Source organism: Tateyamaria armeniaca, from assembly GCF_045797845.1.
Classification (GTDB): domain Bacteria; phylum Pseudomonadota; class Alphaproteobacteria; order Rhodobacterales; family Rhodobacteraceae; genus Tateyamaria; species Tateyamaria armeniaca.
Map to the genome: position 1 here is coordinate 1,728,012 of NZ_JBHDIY010000002.1, position 22,749 is coordinate 1,750,760.

Sequence of the window (22,749 nt, forward strand, 5' to 3'; positions counted from 1 at the left end):
GCCCCAAAATCGTCATGTTCCGTTAGGGAATTGGCAAGCCCGACATGCGAATGTGCTGATGGGAACATATTGAGAGTGGGTTTCATGAGTTACGAAGCGTTGAGTCCGGGGGGACTCGATTACTTGCCGTGCAGGTACGGCAATTCCAGAGTGTTATTCAGGGGCCCCCGCAGGTCGCTGAACAACCCGTTCATCGCATTCTTTGGCGGTACAACAACCTATGGCAAGTTCATCCAGACGCCGTTTCCGGATGTACTGGAGGAAGAGCTGGGGGTCACCTGCGTCAACTTTGGCAGCGTGAATGGCGGCGTCGATGTCTTTGCCACGGATCCGTTCCTGCGTGAGGTGACGAGCAAAGCGGCGGCGACGGTGATCCAGATCACCAGCCCGCGCAACATGTCGAACCGGTTCTACCGCGTGCATCCGCGCCGAAACGACCGTTTCGTCGACGCATCTGCCTTGTTGCGCGCGATCTATCGCGACGTGGACTTTGCCGAATTCAATTTCACCAACCACATGCTGCAAAGGTTGATGACTGTATCGCCCGAACGGTTTGAACCGGTTGCCGACGAATTGCGCACAGCATGGGTTGCACGCATGCGTCTTGTCCTCAGCCAGATACCGGGCAAATCGGTGCTGCTTTGGGCAAGTGACAAGGCGCCTGAAGAGGCCGAGAATGACGTGGACGCCGAACTGGCCTTTGTCAGCCGCGCGATGCTGGAGGAAGTCATTCCGATGGCCACCCAATATGTCGAGGTTGTCGCCTCGGATGAGGCGAAGGCGGCGGGCACCGATGGTATGGTTTTGTCCGAGATGGACGTGCCTGCGGCCTCCAAGATGCTTGGCCCGATCATGCACAATGAAATTGCCGCCGGGCTTGCGCCGGTTCTGAAACAAATGGCCTGAGAAACGAAAAGGTCCGCCGATGGAAAGCGACGGACCTTTCACATCTCGTATGGCGCCGCTTACAGCTTTTCGATCATTTCGGGCACAGCCGTGAACAGGTCAGCCACCAGACCGTAATCCGCAACCTGGAAAATCGGCGCTTCCTCGTCCTTGTTGATCGCGACAATGACCTTGCTGTCTTTCATGCCGGCAAGGTGTTGGATCGCGCCGGAAATCCCGACCGCGACGTACAGATCGGGGGCAACCACCTTGCCAGTTTGACCGACTTGCCAGTCGTTTGGTGCATAGCCGGAATCGACGGCAGCGCGCGATGCGCCGACGGCGGCACCGAGCTTGTCCGCCAGTTTCTCGATCAGGGCAAAGTCGTCTTCGGAACCGACACCGCGCCCGCCAGACACAACCACACCGGCCGATGTCAGTTCGGGGCGGTCGCTGGCCGCGACCTTGTCTTCGACCCAGGACGACAGCCCGGGATCGCCCGCAGCGCCGATATTTTCCACTGACGCTGACCCACCGGTTTCGGCGGCATCAAACGTCGATGTGCGGAACGTGATGACTTTCTTGCCGTCACCCGATTGCACAGTCTGGATTGCGTTGCCCGCATAGATGGGCCGCTCGAACGTGTTGGCGTCGATCACAGCCGTTGCGTCCGAAATCACCATCGCGTCCAGCAGTGCAGCCACGCGGGGCATCACGTTCTTGGCGTCTGTCGTCGCCGGGGCCACGATGTGTTCGTAATCACCGGCAAGCGACACGATCAGGTCGGCCACGGGTTCTGCGAGGCGTTTGCCGTAAAGTGCATCTTCGGCGCACAGCACTTTGGACACGCCGGTGATGGTCGCGGCTTCGGCGGCGGCGGATGCACAGGTTGCCCCGGCCGCCAGAACCACAACGTCACCCAAAGCGGATGCGGCGGTCACAGCCTTGGCTGTTGCGTCCATCGCCAGTTCGCCGTCGTTGATTTCTGCAAGTAGAAGGACTGCCATTACACTGCTCCCGCTTCTTTGAGTTTCGCCACGAGTTCGTCCACAGACCCCACCTTGATCCCTGCGGCACGCGCCTCGGGCTCGGTCGTTTTCACGATTGTGAGGCGCGGGGCGGCATCAACGCCGTAATCCGCGGCTGTCTTTTCATCCAGCGGCTTTTTCTTGGCCTTCATGATGTTGGGCAGCGACGCATAGCGCGGCTCGTTCAGGCGCAGATCGACGGTGATCACGGTTGGCATCGTGACTTCGATGGTCTGCAAACCGCCGTCCACTTCGCGTGTGACCTTGGCCTTGTCGCCTGCGATCTCGACGTCCGAGGCAAAGGTTGCCTGGCTCCAACCCATCAACGCGGCCAGCATCTGGCCGGTGGCATTCATGTCGTTGTCGATCGCCTGCTTGCCGCACAGCACGAGGCCGGGCTGCTCTTCGTCGATCACCCCTTTGAGGATCTTGGCCACTGTCAGCGGTTCGATATCCGTGTGCACATCGTCCGCTGCGATCACGAGGATCGCGCGGTCCGCACCCATCGCCAGCGCCGTGCGCAGGGTTTCCTGCGCCTGTTTGACGCCGACAGAGACTGCGATGATCTCTTCGGCCTGACCCGCTTCTTTCAGTCGGATCGCCTGTTCGACCGCAATCTCGTCGAACGGGTTCATCGACATTTTCACATTGGCGAGATCCACACCCGATCCGTCCGCTTTCACGCGCACTTTCACGTTGTAGTCGATCACGCGTTTGACGGGCACAAGCACCTTCATGAGCGTTCCTCTCTTCAAATTACGACTCGTCTTTCACAGAACGAGTTGGTTCGTCCCGGTCGGTTTACCTAAACCGCAGTCACGGAAACAGGTCAAAATCGTCGCGTCACGGCAAATAGACGCCGCGTTCTGTCCCCACTGCGCGCGAATAGGAAACATGTTACGATGATCCGGAGGAGAAGAGAGATGGAACAGGTTACAGGTTTTGGTGGCTTTTTCTTTCGGTCTGAACAACCGGAGGTCCTTGCGCAGTGGTATCGCGACGCTTTGGGCATTGATCTGGTGCCCAAGACGGCGGATCAAAATCCCTGGATGGCAGAAGGTGGCGCGACGGTGTTTGCCCCATTTTCGGCGGACACCACCTATTTCAGCGCGGACAAGGTGTTCATGCTGAATTTCAGGGTGCGTGATCTGGCAGCGATGGTTGCGCAGCTTGAGGCGGCGGGTATCGAGGTCAATCTGCTCGACGAAATGCCTGGGATTGGCAAGTTCGCGCATTTGTCCGATCCCGAAGGGACGCCAATTGAGTTGTGGGAACCGGCGACGGGTGAGTGAGGTCAGAAGAGGGTTTTGAGTGTAGGTTATACGCGCTTTGACGCGCCGCGTTAGATTGCAGACCCCGGGGCTTTGCCCTTCCGGGTGCCAAACCCTTCCCCGGAGGGTTTGCCGCTAATCGCGGTTCGCACCCGGAACCCACAAAACATCATCCTTGCCGCCGTTGTTCGCGATGCGCGCGGCAACAAAGAACCAGTCGCTCAACCGGTTTAGGTACTTCACCGCAGCCGGGTTCACCGCCTCCATCGTTGCCAGCTCCACACTCAGCCGTTCGGCGCGGCGTGCGACCGTGCGGCAGACATGCAGATGAGCCGACAGCGCCGATCCACCGGGCAGAATAAAGCTGCGCAAAGGTTCAAGAACATCGTTCATGGCGTCGATTTCTGCCTCAAGCCGCGTCACCTGCGCATCCGCCATGCGCAAGGGCGGATATTCTGCCTCTGCGTCTTTCTCCATATCCGGGCGGCACAGATCAGCGCCAAGATCGAACAGATCATTCTGAATCCGGCTCAGGGCAGTGTCGACATCGCCCGTTGCCTCAAGCCGGGCCACGCCGACAAAACAGTTCAATTCGTCCGACGTGCCATAGGCGGTGACCCGCATCGCGTGCTTTGCCACGCGCGCGCCGTTGCCAAGTGCCGTTTCCCCGGCGTCCCCGGTCTTGGTGTAGATTTTGTTCAGAACGACCATGTCTCACTCTCCCCCGCTCTGGCGAAAAAACACGTATGCCACGATCAGCAGCACTGCTACGAACTGTGCCGCGATGCGGTACTGCATCAGCTTGTTCGAGTTTTTCTGCGCCCAGCCGGACCCTTTGGCAAATCCGCCAAGCCCCAGCATCAGGACGACGACCACCGCAAGGCAGGCGAGTATGATCAGAATGAGAAAGGGGTCCTGCGACATGTCCCGTCCGTCCTTTTTATTTCCTTCAAGCGTCCACTTAGCGGGCTGGTCTGAAAAAGCGAAGATGTTGCACGCTCAAATGCGTGACAAGACCCAATCGAGCAGCCGTGTCGGCAGTGTCCGGCGCAGCATTGCCATGGCGTATGTCGGTGTGGTGACGAAATACCGTGGGCGGGGACGCGGGGATTCCACTGCATGGCGCAGCTTTTTCACCACTGCGTCGGCAGGCAGTTCAAACATGTCCGGCCCGCGATCTTCATAGAGACGCTTGCGCAGACCGGTGCGGTATTGTTCGGCGCGCGGCGAGGCCTCCCAATCGATCCAGCGTTCAAAATGCGGGATCGAGTTGGCGCGGATTTTGCTGGTAACTGGACCCGGCTCGATCAGGATGACGTGAATCGGCGTGTCGCGCATTTCGATCCGCAACGTGTCTGTCAGCCCCTCAAGCGCGAATTTAGTGCTGTTATAAGCCCCCCGCCACCGTAGAGTCACAAAGCCAAGCACCGACGAACACTGTACAATCCGCCCGTGCCCTTGCGCACGCATCACCGGAATGACGGCGCGCGTTAGCTCGTGCCAACCAAAGAAATTGGCCTCGAATATGGCGCGCAGCGCATCTGTGGGAACATCTTCGACGGCGCCGGGTGTGCCAAAAGCGCCGTTGTTGAAAAGGGCGTCGAGCGTGCCGCCTGTCGCGTTAAGCACTTCGGCAAGCCCCGATGCGATGCTTGCGGTATCAGAATAGTCGATGCGCGGGCTCTCGAACCCCTCGCTGCGCAACCGTTCGCAATCCGCAGTCTTTCTGCACGCCGCAAACACGCGCCAGCCTGCGTTGCGCAGACCAATCGCTGACGCATACCCGATGCCCGAGGAACAGCCCGTGATGAGAATGGATTTTTGTGTCATGCGGGCCTTTGCAAATATCAGCTCGCAGTCTTTGGCCCGAAGTGCCGCGCGTTACAATGGCGCGCAGACACTTAGCCGTCGCTGAGCAGGAATTCTGCCATCCACCCCACAGGGCCACCGCCGACCGGGCGCAATTGAACCCAGCCATCGCCCGGGTTTTGCAGGATTTCGACCTTGTCACCGCGCACCATGCGATTGACCACGCCGTAGTTGGTTCCGGGGCCACCGCGCACGTTGACACTGCTGCCTGACACGGACCGAACGTCAAAATCACCCGACGCCGCCGCAACAGCAACCTGCTGAACATCATCGTCATTCTTGCCAAAATCGACAGGCGTGATGACCGACCGGTCCACGATCAGGCTTGGTAGAATGATAACTGGCTCTTCTTCGCTCACCGCGGTTTCGGCGGTCTCCACCTCGGGCGTCACCTTGGCACGTTGCGTGCGCAGGTTGGTCGGGCGCAGCACGTCGTTGACCGAAGTGAGGCTGAGCGACACGCGAGTGACATCTTCGGGGACGGGCCGAGGCGTTTGGGCGATTTGGGTCGGTTGAGCTTCATTGGCTTCTGCCGCAGGTACAACTTCGATGCGCGATTGACGCAACTGCTCCGCGTCGAAATCAGACCCTCCGCTCATCTCGTAAAAGACGAAGGCAAGAAAGGCAAAACTGATCAATATGAAACGCATCATCGTCTGCGATCCCCCAAAACATACTTTTATGCCGTCCCAGCAGCTCACCGACGACATGGTGGTTGCATAACAGGCACGCCGATTCTCAGCACTGGTAAAAAGCCGAAGAGTTTCCCCATTGGCGGCTGTTGTTGTGTCAGCGCAACTCCGCAGCCCCGGATCTGTTCCCGATTTTTTCTAAAAGGCGGGGTGACTGCTTGTCGGATTATCCAGCGCCCGCTACACAGCATTTATGTCAGATCAGGCCGACGCCCCCAACATGGACCTATCCGAACCGCTGCGCCGTGCACTGGGCGAACGGTATCTGACCTATGCGCTGTCCACGATTATGCACCGCGCGTTGCCGGATGCGCGTGATGGGCTGAAACCTGTTCACCGGCGTATCATTTACGCCATGCACCGTCTCAGGTTGAATGCGACAGGCAAATTCCTGAAATCTGCAAAGATCAGCGGCGACACGATGGGGGATTTCCACCCCCACGGTGATGCGGCCATCTATGACGCGATGGCGCGCCTCGCGCAGGATTTCAACGTCCGCTACCCGCTGGTCGACGGGCAGGGGAACTTTGGCAACATTGACGGCGATAACCCCGCCGCCTCGCGGTATACCGAGGCGCGCATGACCATCGTGGCCGAGGCGATGCTGGACGGACTGGACGAAAACGCCGTCGATTTTCGCGACAACTACGATGGCCGACTCGAAGAACCCTCTGTCCTGCCCGCGCAGTTTCCGAACCTGTTGGCGAACGGTTCAAGCGGCATTGCTGTGGGAATGGCCACGAACATTCCACCGCACAATATTGCGGAACTGTGTGATGCCTGCCTGCATCTGATCAAGACACCGGATGCGCGCGACGACACCCTTTTGAACTATGTGCCCGGGCCCGATTTTCCGACTGGCGGGATCATCGTTGAGCCCGCTGATCAGATCGCGCTGGCCTACCGCACCGGCAAGGGTGGGTTCCGCCTGCGCTGCCGCTACGAGGTCGAGGATCTCGGGCGCGGTCAGTGGCAGATCGTGGTCACCGAAATCCCCTATCAGGTCCAGAAATCCAAGCTGATCGAAAAGCTGGCGGAACTGATCCAGACCAAGAAAATCCCAATTCTGGGCGATGTGCGCGACGAGTCCGCTGATGACATCCGCCTGATCCTAGAGCCCCGCTCCAAGAACGTGGACCCGGATGTCCTGATGGGGATGCTCTATCGCAATTCGGACCTCGAAGTGCGCTTTTCGCTGAACCTGAACGTGCTGATCGACGGGGTCACCCCCAAGGTCTGCTCGATGAAGGAAGTGCTGCGCGCCTTCCTCGATTTCCGCCGCGAGGTTCTGATCCGGCGCAGCCAGCATCGGATGGAAAAGATCGACCACCGCCTTGAGGTGCTCGAAGGGCTGATCGTCGCCTTTCTGAACCTTGATCGCGTGATCGACATCATCCGTTATGACGACGACCCCAAGGCCGCACTGATGCGTGAGGATTGGAGCAAGGATCACCCGCGCGCGATGAACGAGGCTGACTATGTTGGCCCCGGACCGGGTGAGGGCGAGTTGAGCGATGTGCAGGCCGAGGCGATCCTGAACATGCGCCTGCGGTCCCTGCGCCGTCTTGAAGAGGTCGAGTTGCTGCGCGAACAATCCGCGCTCATGGAAGAACGCGCCGGTCTTGAGGACTTGCTGGAAAGCGAAGATGTGCAATGGGACGCCATTTCCGCGCAGCTCAAGGCCACCAAGAAACAGTTCGGCAAGGATTGGGACGGGGGCGCACGCCGCACCACCTTTGCCGAAGCAGGGACAGTCGAGGATGTGCCCCTTGAGGCGATGATCGACCGCGAACCAATCACCGTGGTGTGCAGCCAGATGGGCTGGATCCGCGCGATGACTGGCCATATCGATCTGACCCGCGAATTGAAGTTCAAGGATGGCGACGGGCCGCGTTTCATCTTCCATGCTGAAACGACGGATCGGTTGGTCGTCGTGGGGTCAAACGGGCGGTTTTACACGCTGTCAGCCTCAAACCTGCCCGGCGGGCGCGGTATGGGTGAACCGCTGCGCCTGATGGTGGACTTACCGAACGAGGCGCAAATCCACGCCATCATGATCCACGTTCCAGGGCGCAAGTTGCTGGTCGCATCATCTGCCGGGGATGGGTTCATCGTGCCTGAAGACGAGGTGATCGCGCAGACCCGTAGCGGCAAACAAGTGCTGAATGTGCGCGGCGACAACGGCGTTGCCGTCTGCAAACCGGTCAGTGGTGACAGCGTGGCCGTGGTCGGCGAGAACCGCAAAGTGCTGGTGTTCGGTCTTGATGAACTGCCCGAAATGGCACGTGGCAAAGGGGTCCGCTTGCAAAAGTACAAGGATGGCGGGCTGAGCGATGCGACGACCTTTACCCGCGCTGAAGGCCTGAGTTGGAATGATCCCGCTGGCCGGACACGCACTGAAACAGAACTGACGGAATGGCATGGCAAACGCGCCAGCACGGGCCGCATGGCGCCGCGCGGCTTCCCACGCGACAACAAATTTAATTGATACCCCGCATCAGGCCCATGGGCCTTGATCGGCAGAACCTGAAACAGGACACGAGGCAGAGTTTTATGAGTACCCAAATTCAAGGCCACTATTTCGGCACACGCGGACCGTTGTTCCGGCTATATTTTCTGACCGCTTTTCTGACACTCATAACGCTGGGTATCTACCGGTTCTGGGCCAAGACGCGGATCCGCAAATATATCTGGTCAGCGACGACCGGGGACAATGACAGCTTTGAATATACCGGAACCGGGCTGGAAAAATTCCTTGGGTTTCTTGTCGCCATCGTGATTTTAGCAATCTATCTGGGCATCGTGCAGATGGTCCTGTTTTTCTTTGGCCTCAACCTGTTTGTGGATCCGGAAACCGAAATGCAGGCATTGGCACAGATCGGTGCCATCTACATCACTTTGCTGGCGGTCCTGCCATTGATGCTGTTCGCGCAGTACCGCGCGCGGCGTTACAAGATGGCGCGCTCGCGCTGGCGCGGCATCCGTTTCGGGATGGAGAACGGAGCATGGGGTTATGCTGCGCGCGCGCTGGGCTACTACCTGCTGAACGCGATAACGCTTGGTCTGTTGAACCCACTGGCAACATTCAAGCTTGAGAAGTACATGGCCGACCGCAGTTGGTACGGTGACGCGCAGTTTGAACAGACCGGGCGCTGGCAAGACCTGTATGCCGGGATGAAACACGTGTTCATCGGCCTTGCCATTATGATCGTCGGTGGGCTTCTGGGGTTTGCGTCGGGGTCTCCGGCCCTTGGCGGGATCGGGATTTTTGTGGGCTATATCTGGCTGTTGATCGGGCTGATCTACTACCGCGTTTACGCCTTCAACTATCTGACGCGCCACAAGGTTCTTGACGGTCAGGTCACCTTTGAGGCCAAGCTTGAGACGGGGACAATTTTGACGATCATCGTCGTGGGCACGATCATCCTTACTGTTCTGCTGGCCATTATTTTCGGCGTTATCGGGGCGATTTTCGCCTCCAGCATGGACGTGTTCGTCGGCGGTGGGCTGTCACAACCCGGATCGGCACCAACCGGAATTGCCCTGGCGATCAATGCGATCCTTTACGTGGGGGCCATCCTTGTGGCGGGTGGGCTGAGCATGGTGCTGATCACGCAGCCGATCATCGAACACGCCGTCAACAACGTGATTGTGCACAACGCCGATCACCTGAACGCCATTCAGCAACGCGCCGCTGACGCCGGTGCAGATGCCGAAGGCTTTGCCGACGCGCTCGATGTGGGCGGGGCGATCTGATGCAGGCAACGGGTCGTTTCTTTGACGGCGAAAGCGGGCAACGTCTGGACGTTGATCTGGCCGTCGATACGGCCGCCGATACACTGAAGCTGACCCATCCTGACCTGCCGATGGGGTCGCAATACTGGCCGCTGGAGGCGATCCGGGCGCTTGCCGATCATGCACGCACTGATCAGTTGGTGTTGACGCTGCGCGCCGATGCCTCGCTTGACAGTGCGCTGATCCGAACGGCCCGGTTGACGTTGGATGATCCGGACATGATCAGCATCCTGACCCGGTTGTGCCCCGACTTGCGCCGCCGGGACGTCGCGCGCGGCACGGGGCGCAAGGTGGCGATCTATGCCGGTTCAGCGGTCGCGGCGGTGGTCCTGATGGTCTTTGTCATCCTGCCCGCCATGGCCAACACCCTCGCGACCCTCATCCCCATCGAACGCGAAGTCGCCTATGGCAAGACGGTGGTGAGACAGATGGAGCGGTTTCTGGGCGGCAAAGTCGCAGGCGGTCTGGCCTGCACCGACCCTGCCGGGCGCGCAGCGCTGGACAAGATGACCGACCGTCTGACCGAGGCGGGTGATCTGCAATATGACCTCAACATCGCCGTGTTCGATCACAAGATGGTCAATGCCTTTGCAGCTCCCGGCGGACAGATCGTGATCATGCGTGGCCTGATCGACCGCGCGGATAGCCCCGATCAGGTGGCCGCCGTTCTTGCCCATGAAATCGGCCATGTGGAGGCACGCGATACGACCCGCAATGCCCTGCGCGCTGCTGGTTCTGCCGGTTTGCTGGCCCTTGTCCTGGGCGATTTTGCAGGTGGTTCAGCCGTGGTCGTGGTCGCCGAATACACCCTCAATGCCTCATACACGCGTGAGGCCGAGGCGGCGGCGGATATCTTTGCGCTCAACATGCTCGAAGCGTCCGGCACTGATGCCGAGGCGCTTGCCACATTCTTTGACAGCCTTGAAGGCATTCAGCGGACCATGCCCGATTTGCCAGTTTACCTGTCCAGCCACCCTGAGACCACAGACCGCGCAGATGCGGCACGCGCCTTTGCCGAAACGCAAGGACGCACAAGCCCGATCCTGAACGATGCCGACTGGGCCGCACTCAGGAATATCTGCAAGGACGACGACACCGAAAGTGACAGCTAGGCGGGTTCCGCCGTCAGCCATACACCGCCATTTGGGCGGAGTGTCAGGATCATCACCGGCTCTGGATCACGTCCCGGAACCGGGCGTACTTTGAACCGGCTGAGCATCGTGGCGAGAATGATCACCGCCTCTTGCAGCGCAAACGATGCTCCGATGCAGATGCGCGGCCCATCCCCGAAAGGCAGATAGACATAGCGGTCAATCGATTTGCGATCCGCAAAGCGGCTGGGGCGGAACGCGTCAGGCTCATCCCAGAAGAGTTTTGAGCGGTGCAGCGCGTAGATCGGCAACATGACGGTGTCGCCTTTGCGAATGTCGCGACCGCACAACACATCGTCGGCCATCGCGGTGCGCGACACGAGCCCGGCAGGCGGGTAAAGGCGCAGCGCCTCGTCAATGATCTGGCGGATCAGGGGCAGGCGTTCAACATCTTCGCCAGTTGCCGCCCGGTTGCCAAGAACAGCCTGCGCCTCGGCGCGGGCCGCGTCCTGCACATCCTGATCAAAAGCCACAAGGTACATCGACCACGCCAGTGTCAGCGCCGTCGTTTCATGCCCTGCAACGATAAAGGTCAGCAGGTTGTCACGCATCTCGGAGGTGTTCATCTTGCGTCCCGACTTGGGGTCCTCACCGTCCATAAGCAGGTCAAGCAGATCGGGCACACCGTCGGGTCCACGGGCAGCGCGCGCCTCGATGGCGCGGTCGGCGACGGATTTCATGTCGCGCATCGCCTGACCGGACAGGATGCGCCCGGGGCGGGGCACCCAGTCGGGCGCGCCCAGCACGTCAAACAGCGAAATCTTGCCAGCTTCCGAGATGTAGTCGTCAATAGCGTGATGCACCGCGTCACGGTCAAACGCGTCGCCGCCTGAAAAGGTGACGTCCGCAATCACGTCAAAGGTCGTTGTCACCATCTCATCCAGAAAATTGACGGCGCGCGGACCGGCGTCGGCCACCCGTTTTGTTGCTCGTTCAGCGGCGGCAGTCATGATCGGGGCAAGGTTCATCATGTTGCGATGCGTGAAAACGGGGGACGCCGTACGCCGTTGCCAGCGCCAATGCGCCCCTTCGGCGATGAACAGCGACTCTCCGATCGCAGGTCTCAGCAGGTTCTTGGTCACCAACGACTTTGGGTAATCATCAAGGCGATCCAGCAACATCTGGCGGATCGCGTCCGGGTCCATGACCATATGCCAGCGTTTGCCGGTTCTGCCCGATACGATGCGTTGCGACGTCGCAATTTCTGGGATGATCTGCAAAATGTTCGTGCGCGCCACAGACAGGCTTTTCCAGATGCCCCAGACCTCGTTCACAAGAGGCACACGCACAGGCAGGCGCTCAAGCTCGGTGGTATCTGGCATCCGGATCTCCTTGGCCTCAGGGTAACATATATGGTGGCGCGCGCCGCGCGCAATTGCGTCCCCCCGCCACCTACGGTATCGAAATGGCACAGTAGGGTCGGGAGAAGACAGTGATGGTGCGAGCAGGTCTTGGTGTTTTGATGATGGTTGTGATGGTGGCATGCAGCCCTGCCGCCGACCTGGATGAGGCACCGGTGCCGTTGGGCGATTTCCGCCTTGAACACAACATCGTCGTCGCCTCAAAGGCGCAGCGCGGCCCGCTGAGCCGCCCGGCGAGTGAAGAGCAATTGCAAGCCGCCGTGCGTGGTGCGCTGGCCGAACGGTTCGGTCGCTATCAGGGCACCAGCCGCTATCACTTTGGCGTATCGGTCGAAGGTTACGTTCTGGCGCAACCCGGCGTGCCGCTGGTGCTGGCCCCAAAATCGGCGCTGATCCTGAATGTCACGGTCTATGATGATGCTGCGGGCAAGAAACTGAATGAAAAGCCCGAACAGATTACCGTGCTGGAAACTTTCGGCACTGCCCCGATCATCGGCACCGGATACACCATGAGTGCCGAGGAACAACTCGCCGAACTGAGCCAGAATGCCGCCAAGGCGGTCGAACGCTATCTGGTGCGCCAGCAAGAGGCCGAAGGCTGGTTCACGCCGGACATCACCACCGAGTTGCCCCAGTCGGACCTTCCCGCCATAAATTAAGCCGACCCCAAAAGGAGAATATGATGCGCGCTGCCCGAGACCGAACACTCCTGAATGCAGCACGCATCGGCCTTGGCCGGCGTTGGCGATTTGCATTGGCCGCCGTGGCCACACTTGGCCTTGCTGCCTGCGAAGTGCCCTCGATCCGCACTGCTGGGGATGTGGCGGCGCTGAATGTCCAATCCGTCAACGTCGATACATCGGGCATGTCTGTCGCTGTCGAAGGACGCGCCTTTTCCGTGTCCAGAGAACGGCTTGACGATGATTTGACTGCGGCGATATCCGCTGCACTGGCCGCGCAAAGCGATCCGGACGGGCGTGTTGTTACCGTCGATGTCACGATGGAACAGGTGCGCCTTGCCCCGCCCATTGAGCGGGTTGCGGCGGGCACCAGCACGGCGACCGGTGTGATCTCGGTCACCGAAGTGGGCACTGGTGCTGTGGTCGTCCCCCCCACCCGACTGACTGGAAACAGCGAAAATATCCGCGCCGCCTGGGTTATCGGGCTGGCCACGACACGGACGGTCGACATCGATTACCGTGGCACTGTGAACGGATTTGCCAACACCACGCGCATCGCGTTGTTCGGTGAGCCGGACGTGCAGCAATAGCAGGCATTCTTTTCCTGACCGGATGATCTGTACTCCTGCGCAGCGCGCTTGATTTTCCTGCCGTAGCGCAATACATGCGCCGCGATGGAAATCGGGCACACTGCCCCAAACAGACTACAGAAGGGCGTCTTGAGAGATGGCAAAGGCAAAGTTTGAACGTAACAAACCGCACGTTAACATCGGCACGATTGGTCACGTTGACCACGGCAAGACGACGCTGACGGCGGCGATCACGAAGTATTTCGGCGATTTTCAGGCATATGACCAGATTGATGGCGCGCCCGAAGAGAAAGCCCGTGGCATCACCATCTCGACCGCGCACGTGGAATACGAGACCGAGAACCGCCACTACGCCCATGTCGACTGCCCCGGCCACGCCGACTACGTCAAGAACATGATCACCGGTGCCGCCCAGATGGACGGCGCGATTCTGGTTGTGAACGCGGCTGACGGTCCTATGCCACAGACTCGTGAACATATCCTTCTCGGCCGTCAGGTCGGCATCCCGACCATGGTTGTCTACATGAACAAGGTCGACCAGGTCGATGACGAAGAGCTGCTCGAGCTGGTCGAGATGGAAATTCGTGAATTGTTAAGCTCCTACGAGTATCCCGGCGACGACATCCCTGTCATCCCCGGCTCGGCTCTGGCCGCGATGGAAGGGCGTGACGAAGAGATCGGCGAACAGTCGATCCGCAAGCTGATGGCGGCCGTGGACGAGTTCATCCCGACGCCCGAGCGCGCTGTGGACCAGCCGTTCCTGATGCCGGTCGAGGACGTGTTCTCGATCTCTGGCCGCGGGACAGTTGTGACTGGCCGTGTCGAGCGTGGCGTGATCAACGTCGGCGACGAGATCGAAATCGTGGGCATCCGCGACACCAAGAAGACGACCTGCACGGGCGTGGAAATGTTCCGCAAGCTGCTGGATCGTGGTGAAGCGGGCGACAACATCGGCGCCCTGCTGCGCGGTGTTGAGCGTGAAGGCGTTGAGCGCGGCCAGGTGCTGTGCAAGCCCGGTTCCGTGAAGCCCCACACCAAGTTCGAGGCCGAGGCCTACATCCTGACTAAGGAAGAGGGTGGCCGTCACACGCCGTTCTTCGCCAACTACCGCCCGCAGTTCTACTTCCGCACGACGGACGTGACCGGCACGGTTCAGCTGGCTGAAGGCACGGAAATGGTGATGCCGGGCGACAACGTGTCCTTCGGCGTCGAGCTGATCGCCCCGATCGCGATGGAACAGGGCCTGCGCTTTGCCATCCGCGAAGGCGGCCGCACCGTCGGCGCCGGCGTGGTGTCCAAGATCACGGATTGAGGTGCGGTGCGGGGCACGGGCCCTGCGCATCCGCGAAGCAAACAAAGGCCGCTCTCAATGAGCGGCCTTTTTCCATTTGCGGGTGTCAGACTTCTGCCGCCTCAGGCAGCGGCTTTGTTCACACTACCCGTCGCAATCGCAGTCATGGTGCGATCCCCGTCATATGTGTCGTCCAGCAGCTTTTGCAGCTTGGCACCATCTTCATCCAGCCCAAGCCGGTTGGCAAACGCGACGAGGCAGCCGTATCCGGCAAGCGCGTAATGCACCATGCGCTGGTACTGCGTAATGATCATCGCATCGCGCGCGTCATCATCGCCAAAGTCGGCGTCGATGCCATGTGCATGCGCTTCTTTCACAAGACCTTCCATGCCTTTGCAATGCTCGCCTTGCGGGTCGATTTCGTGGATGGCGCAGAGAGATTTCAACTCATCCAGACCTTCGGAAATACCTTTTGCGCCTGCGATCAACGCTTCGGACAGGTCCTTGTTTTTGGCCGCACGTCCCAGCGCGGTTGTCGCCTCCATGGACTGGCTGCAGGCACTGTGCAGGTCTTGAAGTTGGTCGTGATATACATCGTGCAGGTTATTGAGTGTCATTTCCTCATCCTTTCGCTGTGTTGCGTTGCCTCTACAACCCGCAATACCGCCGCAGGTTCCCTGTGCAGTCACACATCGCTTCGGAAATCCAAGCTGTGTAGAGGCGCGAATGAGGTCTTGATCTTGATCATGCCATCGCATATTCCCCGCGCACCGCAGGGGTATAGCTCAGCTGGTAGAGCGACGGTCTCCAAAACCGTAGGTCTCGGGTTCGAACCCTGATGCCCCTGCCATTTTCCAGATGTCCAAGGCCACAGCAAAAATGCTGCACTGCACGAATCGCAGTCAGGCATGGCGCAGGGCGCGTGCCCATGTGTTGCCACGCATGTGCCTTGGTTCTGTGGAATACGTGGACAGTATTTGACACATTGATCTGATTGTCGCGGTCGTCGCTACAGTGCCAGTATTTTGCCACAATTCTGACACGTCGCGCGCACGTTCGGGTCCCATATTTGCCTCATACGCGCACCTGCGCAGATGTTTGCGGACACATGGCCAGACGGCCCAGGTCGCCCTGTTTTTGAAGAGTTAAGGACGCTGCTGATGATGTACGAACCCATTCCCGGTCAGCCGCAATATGCGACCGAAGAAGAAACCATGTCGGTGATCCGGTCGGTACTGATCGAGGCCGAAGCGCCCAAACCGTCTCGCAAGGCGATCCGCGCGGCCCGGGCAGACGCGGCGCCACGTGCCTCGGATCAATTGACCGATGCGCCTGTGACCGAGAACCCGAACGACTTTAAAGCTTTTGTGGAACGTACTCTTGAAGGCAATCCACGCCGCCGGGCGGATGACCTGCCTGATCTGCAAGAAATTGCAGAAGAGGTCGAGGAACAACCGCGCACACCGCGGCGGGGCATTGCCTTAAAGGCAGTTTTCAAACCTGTTGCGCGGATCATGCGTACGGTCCGGGATTTTCGCCCCAACACGCGTCACCTTGCGTTGGCCACGCTCGCGCTGCTGATCGTGCTGCGTCCGCACTGGTTTGTGGTTGCCGGCCTTATGATTGCGGCCAGCACGATAGGCGCGTTCCTGATCCTTGGATCGGATCGCATCTGGCGGGGTGTGTTATCCTATCTTGCGCGGGTCGATGCCCGCGACCCCGAACGCGCCGCAAGGCTGCGCACCCGGCTTGACACGTTCGCCTGCCGCTGGGATGGCATTCTTGATTTCTTCCCGGACGGCATGGTCGACGGATTGTACATGCCGGACTTTCAGGACATGCAAAACGGTGATGCCGCCCATACCAGTGCGATGGTGGAACGGCTGACACGGATGGCGCACGACGCCTGATCACATGCCGACCAGATCAGAACAAGGCGGGGTGCATCGGCAATCCCGCCTTGAATTCATATCTGGTGGCCGTTACATGCCTTTCATCCGCATCCAGGAACACGAGATCACGCATGGCCACCACCAACCCGCTTCAGTTCATTCAGCAAGTCCGTTCGGAAGTGTCCAAGGTCGTTTGGCCGACCCGGCGCGAAGTGCTGCTGACCACCGTAATGGTGTTTATCCTTGCGGCGCTGACGGCTGTGTTCTTTGCCATCGTCGATATCCTGATCCGCGGTGGGCTTGAAATGGTGCTGACCTACTTCGGCTGACACGCGGTTTGTGCCTCGGGCACTTGCACTTTGAAAATGTGCAGAGTATCCCGCAATCCTGACCAATTCTGAGGCGCGCGGCGATTCGAAGCCCCGCGCCGATTTTCATTCAGGTCGGCACGTGATCAGATCACGTGACTCAAGAAACGACACTTCGGGCAAGGGACCAAGAGCACATGGCAAAACGGTGGTATTCGGTCAGCGTTCTTTCGAACTTTGAAAAGAAGATCGCCGAGACGATCCGGACTTCGGTTGCAGAACACAACCTTGAGGACGAGATCGACGAAGTGCTGGTTCCGACCGAGGAAGTCATCGAGGTGCGTCGCGGCAAGAAGGTCACAACCGAGCGTCGCTTTATGCCCGGATACGTGCTGGTGCACATGGAAATGTCCGACCAGGGCTATCACCTGATCAACTCGATCAACCGCGTCACCGGATTTCTGGGCCCGCAGGGACGCCCGATGCCGATGCGCGATGCCGAGGTGAACCAGATCCTGAACCGCGTTCAGGAAGGCGAAGACAGCCCACGCACACTCATCCATTTTGAGATCGGCGAGAAGGTCAAAGTCAACGACGGTCCGTTCGAGGATTTCGACGGCATGGTCGAGGAAGTGGACGAAGACAATCAGCGCCTCAAGGTCACCGTGTCCATCTTTGGCCGCGAAACACCTGTCGAGCTGGAATTCACGCAGGTCAACAAACAGACCTGATCAAACGCGAAAAACTTCGAGCAGAGCACGGTCGGAACCAATATCGGTTCCGGCCTTTTTTGTTTTTTCAGCCGAGAGAATCGCCCGTCGTCATCTTTCGGGGCCACTCGATCCGATTCTCGTAAAACGTGCATAAACCAGCGGGAAGGGGAGAAACTGGCCCGCCCGGCACCGGATTCAATGCCCCGCACGTCAATATGTCGGGGATAACTCCGCGAACGCTGTTGACGGCCATAGCGGATTTACGCCTACTTATTGAGCATCACACATCATGTAGACGTCGTGAGCGAGTGGTGCAGCGCATCTTGGGGGATAAAATGAAGTTTTCGAGCATTAGGGATAGCCTTCCTTGGCTTGTACCTGCCGCAGCCATCGTGTTTGCCGGGTCGGGCTATCTGAAAAGCGTGTCCGACATTCCGGTGTCTGCGCAGCCTGACCGCGATACCGTGTCTGCTCCGGCACCGGAGGAGCAGATTGAGCAGTTGCAAGCCGCATTGAATGCAGCGTTGCAGAGCGATGGCGAAGAAGAGATTGTCGCCCGCCAGGACACTGGGGCGGACGCGCTTGTTGATCTGCCAAAGCCCGAAGCAAGGGCAAAGTCCGACGTGGCGGTTGTTGAACCAGCGCCGGAACCTGTCGCGCCCACGCCTGTCGATGATCGTGTCGCGGCCCTGACGATCCCGCATTCCGCAGCAAAGCTGTTTGAGTCCGGTGAGGCGGCCGCCGAAGATGCCGCGCGCTGCATGGACGATCTGCGCAACCTCACGTCCCAGGCGGTTGTCTATTTCCCAAGCGGCGGTGTGACGGCAGATGACGGCGGTGTCGAACAAGGTCGTCTGATCGGTCTCGTGGCGCAATCCTGTGACGGTGTGCGGATCAAGGTCGAAGGGCACTCTGATGCATCCGGTGATCCTGTCTCGAACCAGCGGTTGAGCGAACGCCGCGCCGAACAGGTCATTCAGCGCATTGCAGCCTCGGGCATTGATACCAGCATGTTCTTTGCCGAAGGGGCAGGCGATCGTGAGCCCTCTGGCGTCATTGGCCCCCAACCGCGCGCCTATTACGACCGCCGCGTCGAATTCTCGGTGGTGGATGGCGTGACACAGGTCGCCGTGCGCACGCCCGGTGTTGAAAAACCCTGGGCGAACGCAAGCTGCGTCACGGAACTTGAGCGCATCACATCCGCCACGTCGCTGTTTTATGCGCCCCGTTCCGTTTCGCTGCCGTCACAAGACCTCGAAACGGCGTTTGAGCTTGCCTCGCTCGCGATGGAATGCCCACATGCGCGCCTGCGCGTGGTTGGTCACCACTCGGCGGATGTGCAGGATCGTGAGGATGTGCGGACCGGGCTGTTGCGGGCCAAGGCGCTCATGGCGATGCTCGTGGGGCGCGGAGTTTCCCCGAACCAGATCATCATCGCAGCCCACTCGCGCCCGCTCGATGATGCGGGCCTTCCGGGCAGCCGCGTCAACTTTGATGTTCTTCTGGAAGAGAAGTGATCGCGCAGCACCCATAGGGCCGGACGTTCCCCCATTTTCGGCTTGATAATGAACCAGAGGCGCTGTATCCGGCGCCTCTGTCACGTTTGGTGACATCCCATGTGGGAGGCGAGGGCAACGCGTTGCCTAGACCGGACCACATCAACCATATCCCGGCGTCGCGACGTGCGGGAGTTGAAAAGGAGATTGGCACATGGCCAAGAAACTCGTCGGGACGATGAAGCTGCAAGTCAAAGCAGGTCAGGCAAACCCGTCCCCACCCGTCGGCCCTGCACTGGGTCAACGCGGCATCAACATCATGGAATTCTGCAAGGCGTTCAACGCCAAGACCGCAGATATGGAGCCCGGTGCGCCGTGCCCGACCGTGATCACATATTATCAGGACAAATCCTTCTCGATGGATATCAAGACGCCGCCAGCGTCTTACTACCTCAAGAAGGCCGCCAAGGTGAAATCCGGCGCCAAGACGCCATCGCGTGAAACCATCGGCACGGTGACCGCCGCGCAGGTGCGTGAAATCGCCGAAGCGAAAATGGCCGATCTGAACGCCAACGACATCGATGGCGCAATGCAGATCATCCTGGGCTCTGCCCGCTCCATGGGCATCGAGGTGAAGTAAGATGGCAAAATACGGAAAACGCACAACCGCCGCCCGCGAAGCATTTGCAGGCAAATCCGATGTCACCGTCGAAGAGGCCGTGGCCCTGGTCAAAGGCAACGCCAAGGCTAAATTCGACGAAACCATCGAAATCTCGATGAACCTCGGTGTCGACCCCCGCCACGCAGACCAGATGGTCCGCGGTGTGGTCGGTCTGCCCAACGGCACAGGCAAAGACGTGCGCGTCGCTGTCTTTGCCCGTGGCCCCAAGGCTGAAGAGGCTGAAAAGGCCGGTGCCGATATCGTCGGTGCAGAGGACCTGATGGAGACCATTCAGAGCGGCAAGATCGAATTCGACCGCTGCATCGCCACACCCGACATGATGCCCATCGTGGGCCGTCTGGGTAAGGTGCTGGGCCCACGCAACCTGATGCCGAACCCCAAGGTCGGAACCGTGACCATGGATGTCGAGACTGCGGTCAAGGCGGCCAAAGGCGGCGAAGTGCAGTTCAAGGTGGAAAAAGCCGGCGTGATCCACGCAGGTATCGGCAAAGCATCCTTTGACGAAGCCAAGCTGATCGAAAACGTGCGCGCCTTTGTCGGTGCGGTCGCCAAGGCCAAGCCATCGGGTTCGAAAGGGACGTACATGAAGAAAGTCTCGCTCAGCTCGACAATGGGCCCCGGTGTCAGCGTCAACGTGGACAGCGCCGTCGCTGAGTAAGCGAACCCTCTCTATGCAAAACGAAAACCGGGCTGCTTACGCAGTCCGGTTTTTTTGTGCGCCGTGCCCGAATTTTTACCCGATCATTCAATTTGATGTAGTGTCGATCAACGCAAGCGACCGGGGGGACAATCGCGATGGCACAAGCCAAGCCATGGGAAAAATTCTTTTCAGATGAGGCCAAGCGATTTGATGCGACTGGATTGTCGGCGCAGACAATTCCGCAGATGCTGGATGAGGCTGTCGCCAAATATGCAGACCAGCCCGCGCTGACGACCATCCTGCCGACAGGCGCGGATACGACCGTCACCTATTCCGAGATGAAAGAGCTCGCCACGGATTTTGCGATCTATTTGCGCGAGGAACTGCACCTGGGCACCGGCGATACGGTGGCCATCATGTCGCCGAACTGCATCGGGTTTTGCGTGGCCTCCCTTGGCATCGCGCTGGCAGGATGTACCGGCACCAACGTCAACCCGCTCTATACGCCCAGCGAGCTTGAACATCAGCTGAACGACAGCAAGGCCAAGGCGATCGTGATCATTGATCTGTTCGGCGACAAGCTGGATCAGGTGGTCGCCAACACTGGCGTGAAACATGTCATCACTCTGTCCATCGTGGATTTCTTTCCCACCCTCAAAAAGATGGTGCTTGGCTTTGTGCTCAAGCGGGTGCGCAAGGTTGTGCCAAGGATGAACACCCAGAACACGAGGCTTTCGGAGGCGTTGGCCCTCGGGCGCAAACATGCAGGCAGTGCTCATGTCGCCGCCTATACCAAGGGGACGACGGGCAAGTCCGTGGCTCTGTACCAGTACACCAGCGGCACGACAGGCCGCAGCAAGGGCGCGTCGCTGACCCATCACGCCATTCTGACCAACGCCGAACAGGGATGCTTGATGACGACCTCGATCGTGCGTGAAGGCGAAGAGGTCGCGCTGGTGGCTTTGCCGCTCTATCACATCACCGCTTTCACGCTGCTGTTTATCTCCGGCATCAAGGTCGGCGGGCACGCGATCCTCGCACCCAGCCCGCGCCCGCCCGGCAACCTCAAGGCGGCATTTGAAAAGTATCAGATCACTTGGTTCACCGGCATCAACACACTGTTCGCGGGGCTGATGGCCGAGCCGTGGTTTGACCGGAAACTCTTCCAGCACATCCGCTTCTGCGGGTCGGGCGGGGCGGCGCAACAGACTGGCGTGGCGCAGAAATGGCACGAGGCGACCGGCGTCGAGATCCTGCAGGGCTATGGCATGACCGAAGTGTCCGGCATCCTCACCTTCAATCCGCCGGGCCACAACCAGCTTGGTAAGGTCGGTGTTCCGGTGCCGGGGGCCGAGGTGCGGATCGTGGATGATGCGGGGCAGGACGTGGCGCACGGAGAGCCGGGCGAGGTGATCGCGCGCACGCCGTCGCTGATGCAGGCCTATCTCGACAACCCGGACGCGACCGAGGAGGTGATGCGGGACGGGTGGTACTATTCGGGCGATATCGGGGTGATGGACGCGGATGGGTTCATCGAGATTGTGGACCGCAAGAAGGACATGATCCTGGTGTCGGGCTTCAATGTGGCGCCGAACGAGATCGAGGACGTGATCTCGACCCTGCCGGGGGTCGTGCAGGTGGGTGTCGTGGGGATCAAGGATGAAAAGACGGGGGAGGCTCCGGTGGCTTTCGTGGTCCGCTCGGATGACAGCCTGACGGAGGAGGCGGTGGTGGCGGCCTGCCGGGAGGCGCTGACCAACTACAAGATTCCGCGGCAGGTGAGGTTCGTGGAGGACGTCCCGGTGACCCTCTCGGGCAAGGTGCTGCGGCGGCAGTTGAGAGAGGATCACTTTGGGTGAGGGATTTGGTGTCCCACGCTGGGACAGTTTTGCGGTCTAGGAAAATCAAGGGGTTACAGAGGCGGTTTTACCCTTTGGTAAGGTTTGGGCCCCGGAGATGGGGGACGCGGAGGTCGGTGCCCCTTGGGTGTGTTTTGGGTGAAATGTGTGATGGGCAGATTGCCCATCCCACGGGGTAAGGCGGATGTTGTTGGGCCGGGGGACGGGTGACGGTTGCATAGGAGCGCCACGGGCTCGAGCGTAAATGGCAACGTGCATTCGGTTTGAATTTGATCATTAAAGTAGTTTGATATTGCAACCCGAAGCGGGCATAAGCGTCAAGCACTTGGGGCGGATTGCGTACATTAGCAGCGCCTGAAAATTGACTGTACTTGCTAAACCGAGTGTACAGTTCACAGGAACTAGCCAATCATGAGCTGTCTAACTTGCCGCAAACGGGTGACACTACTATGCTTAGAGTGCTGATCCCCAAGGTTGATCTTGCCAATCGATATTACTCGAGGCGACAATCCCCTCCAAACAAACAAAGTATTATTGGGTTTACGC

General features: G+C 59.4%; 23 protein-coding genes and 1 tRNA gene. 16 read left to right on the plus strand and 8 right to left on the minus strand.

Going from position 1 to position 22,749, the window contains the following annotated elements; genetic code table 11:
• The first annotated feature begins 84 nt into the window (after window positions 1-84).
• Window positions 85-906, plus strand: a complete 822-nt coding sequence (locus ACERZ8_RS08765; RefSeq protein WP_407591845.1) for a DUF6473 family protein — start codon at window positions 85-87, stop codon at window positions 904-906.
• Between the two features lie 59 nt (window positions 907-965).
• Here ACERZ8_RS08765 and ACERZ8_RS08770 read toward each other — a convergent pair whose 3' ends face one another.
• Window positions 966-1,892, minus strand: coding sequence for an electron transfer flavoprotein subunit alpha/FixB family protein (locus tag ACERZ8_RS08770; RefSeq protein ID WP_407591846.1), 927 nt, complete (start codon window positions 1,890-1,892; stop codon window positions 966-968).
• Window positions 1,892-2,650 (minus strand): electron transfer flavoprotein subunit beta/FixA family protein, encoded by a 759-nt coding sequence (locus ACERZ8_RS08775; protein WP_407591847.1) that lies wholly within the window; start codon window positions 2,648-2,650, stop codon window positions 1,892-1,894. Before ACERZ8_RS08775 ends, ACERZ8_RS08770 begins: the two co-directional genes overlap by 1 nt.
• 186 nt (window positions 2,651-2,836) lie before the next feature.
• On the opposite strand from ACERZ8_RS08775, the gene ACERZ8_RS08780 reads away from it, so the two are divergent.
• Entirely contained in the window at window positions 2,837-3,205 is a 369-nt protein-coding gene (locus ACERZ8_RS08780) for a VOC family protein (protein WP_407591848.1), read from the plus strand.
• A gap of 114 nt (window positions 3,206-3,319) precedes the next feature.
• On the opposite strand, the gene ACERZ8_RS08785 is transcribed toward ACERZ8_RS08780, so the two are convergent.
• The 4 genes from ACERZ8_RS08785 to ACERZ8_RS08800 all read right to left on the minus strand — a co-directional run bounded on the left by ACERZ8_RS08785 (window position 3,320) and on the right by ACERZ8_RS08800 (window position 5,706).
• Window positions 3,320-3,895 (minus strand): cob(I)yrinic acid a,c-diamide adenosyltransferase, encoded by a 576-nt coding sequence (locus ACERZ8_RS08785; protein WP_407591849.1) that lies wholly within the window; start codon window positions 3,893-3,895, stop codon window positions 3,320-3,322.
• 3 nt (window positions 3,896-3,898) lie between these two features.
• Window positions 3,899-4,108 (minus strand): twin transmembrane helix small protein, encoded by a 210-nt coding sequence (locus ACERZ8_RS08790; protein ID WP_407591850.1) that lies wholly within the window; start codon window positions 4,106-4,108, stop codon window positions 3,899-3,901.
• Window positions 4,109-4,183: 75 nt separating this feature from the next.
• Complete coding sequence (locus ACERZ8_RS08795) at window positions 4,184-5,014, minus strand: SDR family NAD(P)-dependent oxidoreductase (RefSeq protein ID WP_407591851.1); 831 nt, start codon at window positions 5,012-5,014, stop codon at window positions 4,184-4,186.
• A gap of 71 nt (window positions 5,015-5,085) precedes the next feature.
• On the minus strand, window positions 5,086-5,706 hold the full coding sequence (locus ACERZ8_RS08800) for an SH3 domain-containing protein (RefSeq protein ID WP_407591852.1): 621 nt from the start codon (window positions 5,704-5,706) through the stop codon (window positions 5,086-5,088).
• 232 nt (window positions 5,707-5,938) lie between these two features.
• Here ACERZ8_RS08800 and ACERZ8_RS08805 point away from each other — a divergent pair, with 232 nt between their 5' ends.
• The 3 genes from ACERZ8_RS08805 to ACERZ8_RS08815 all read left to right on the plus strand — a co-directional run bounded on the left by ACERZ8_RS08805 (window position 5,939) and on the right by ACERZ8_RS08815 (window position 10,652).
• Complete coding sequence (locus ACERZ8_RS08805) at window positions 5,939-8,233, plus strand: DNA topoisomerase IV subunit A (RefSeq protein WP_407591853.1); 2,295 nt, start codon at window positions 5,939-5,941, stop codon at window positions 8,231-8,233.
• Between the two features lie 65 nt (window positions 8,234-8,298).
• Window positions 8,299-9,501: a YjgN family protein gene (locus tag ACERZ8_RS08810; RefSeq protein ID WP_407591854.1), complete on the plus strand. Its 1,203-nt coding sequence runs from the start codon at window positions 8,299-8,301 to the stop codon at window positions 9,499-9,501.
• Window positions 9,501-10,652, plus strand: coding sequence for a M48 family metallopeptidase (locus ACERZ8_RS08815; protein ID WP_407591855.1), 1,152 nt, complete (start codon window positions 9,501-9,503; stop codon window positions 10,650-10,652). The genes ACERZ8_RS08810 and ACERZ8_RS08815 overlap by 1 nt, the downstream gene beginning before the upstream one ends.
• Here ACERZ8_RS08815 and ACERZ8_RS08820 read toward each other — a convergent pair.
• The gene (locus ACERZ8_RS08820) at window positions 10,649-12,013 is read right to left on the minus strand and encodes a cytochrome P450 (protein ID WP_407591856.1); all 1,365 of its coding nucleotides are present in this window, start codon (window positions 12,011-12,013) and stop codon (window positions 10,649-10,651) included. The genes ACERZ8_RS08815 and ACERZ8_RS08820 overlap by 4 nt on opposite strands.
• Before the next feature lie 113 nt (window positions 12,014-12,126).
• Between ACERZ8_RS08820 and ACERZ8_RS08825 the strand changes: the two genes are divergently transcribed.
• From ACERZ8_RS08825 to tuf, 3 genes are all read left to right on the plus strand, one after another.
• Window positions 12,127-12,711, plus strand: coding sequence for a hypothetical protein (locus ACERZ8_RS08825; protein ID WP_407591857.1), 585 nt, complete (start codon window positions 12,127-12,129; stop codon window positions 12,709-12,711).
• Between the two features lie 23 nt (window positions 12,712-12,734).
• The gene (locus tag ACERZ8_RS08830) at window positions 12,735-13,322 is read left to right on the plus strand and encodes a hypothetical protein (protein ID WP_407591858.1); all 588 of its coding nucleotides are present in this window, start codon (window positions 12,735-12,737) and stop codon (window positions 13,320-13,322) included.
• A gap of 136 nt (window positions 13,323-13,458) precedes the next feature.
• Window positions 13,459-14,634, plus strand: a complete 1,176-nt coding sequence (gene tuf / locus ACERZ8_RS08835) for an elongation factor Tu (RefSeq protein WP_407591859.1) — start codon at window positions 13,459-13,461, stop codon at window positions 14,632-14,634.
• Window positions 14,635-14,735: 101 nt separating this feature from the next.
• Here tuf and ACERZ8_RS08840 read toward each other — a convergent pair whose 3' ends face one another.
• Complete coding sequence (locus ACERZ8_RS08840) at window positions 14,736-15,230, minus strand: DUF892 family protein (RefSeq protein WP_407591860.1); 495 nt, start codon at window positions 15,228-15,230, stop codon at window positions 14,736-14,738.
• A 157-nt stretch (window positions 15,231-15,387) separates the two neighbouring features.
• On the opposite strand from ACERZ8_RS08840, the gene ACERZ8_RS08845 reads away from it, so the two are divergent.
• The 8 genes from ACERZ8_RS08845 to ACERZ8_RS08880 all read left to right on the plus strand — a co-directional run bounded on the left by ACERZ8_RS08845 (window position 15,388) and on the right by ACERZ8_RS08880 (window position 22,203).
• Window positions 15,388-15,463, plus strand: a tRNA-Trp gene (locus tag ACERZ8_RS08845).
• 310 nt (window positions 15,464-15,773) lie between these two features.
• The gene (locus tag ACERZ8_RS08850; RefSeq protein WP_407591861.1) at window positions 15,774-16,523 is read left to right on the plus strand and encodes a hypothetical protein; all 750 of its coding nucleotides are present in this window, start codon (window positions 15,774-15,776) and stop codon (window positions 16,521-16,523) included.
• A 113-nt stretch (window positions 16,524-16,636) separates the two neighbouring features.
• A complete protein-coding gene (gene secE / locus ACERZ8_RS08855) occupies window positions 16,637-16,834 on the plus strand; it encodes a preprotein translocase subunit SecE (RefSeq protein WP_299723062.1) in 198 nt (65 codons plus the stop codon).
• 176 nt (window positions 16,835-17,010) lie between these two features.
• Window positions 17,011-17,544, plus strand: a complete 534-nt coding sequence (gene nusG, locus ACERZ8_RS08860) for a transcription termination/antitermination protein NusG (RefSeq protein ID WP_299723065.1) — start codon at window positions 17,011-17,013, stop codon at window positions 17,542-17,544.
• 317 nt (window positions 17,545-17,861) lie between these two features.
• Window positions 17,862-19,043, plus strand: a complete 1,182-nt coding sequence (locus ACERZ8_RS08865) for an OmpA family protein (protein ID WP_407591862.1) — start codon at window positions 17,862-17,864, stop codon at window positions 19,041-19,043.
• Between the two features lie 193 nt (window positions 19,044-19,236).
• On the plus strand, window positions 19,237-19,662 hold the full coding sequence (gene rplK, locus ACERZ8_RS08870) for a 50S ribosomal protein L11 (protein WP_407591863.1): 426 nt from the start codon (window positions 19,237-19,239) through the stop codon (window positions 19,660-19,662).
• Between the two features lies 1 nt (window position 19,663).
• A complete protein-coding gene (gene rplA / locus ACERZ8_RS08875) occupies window positions 19,664-20,362 on the plus strand; it encodes a 50S ribosomal protein L1 (RefSeq protein WP_407591864.1) in 699 nt (232 codons plus the stop codon).
• Window positions 20,363-20,499: 137 nt separating this feature from the next.
• The gene (locus ACERZ8_RS08880) at window positions 20,500-22,203 is read left to right on the plus strand and encodes an AMP-binding protein (RefSeq protein ID WP_407591865.1); all 1,704 of its coding nucleotides are present in this window, start codon (window positions 20,500-20,502) and stop codon (window positions 22,201-22,203) included.
• Window positions 22,204-22,749 lie beyond the last annotated feature (546 nt).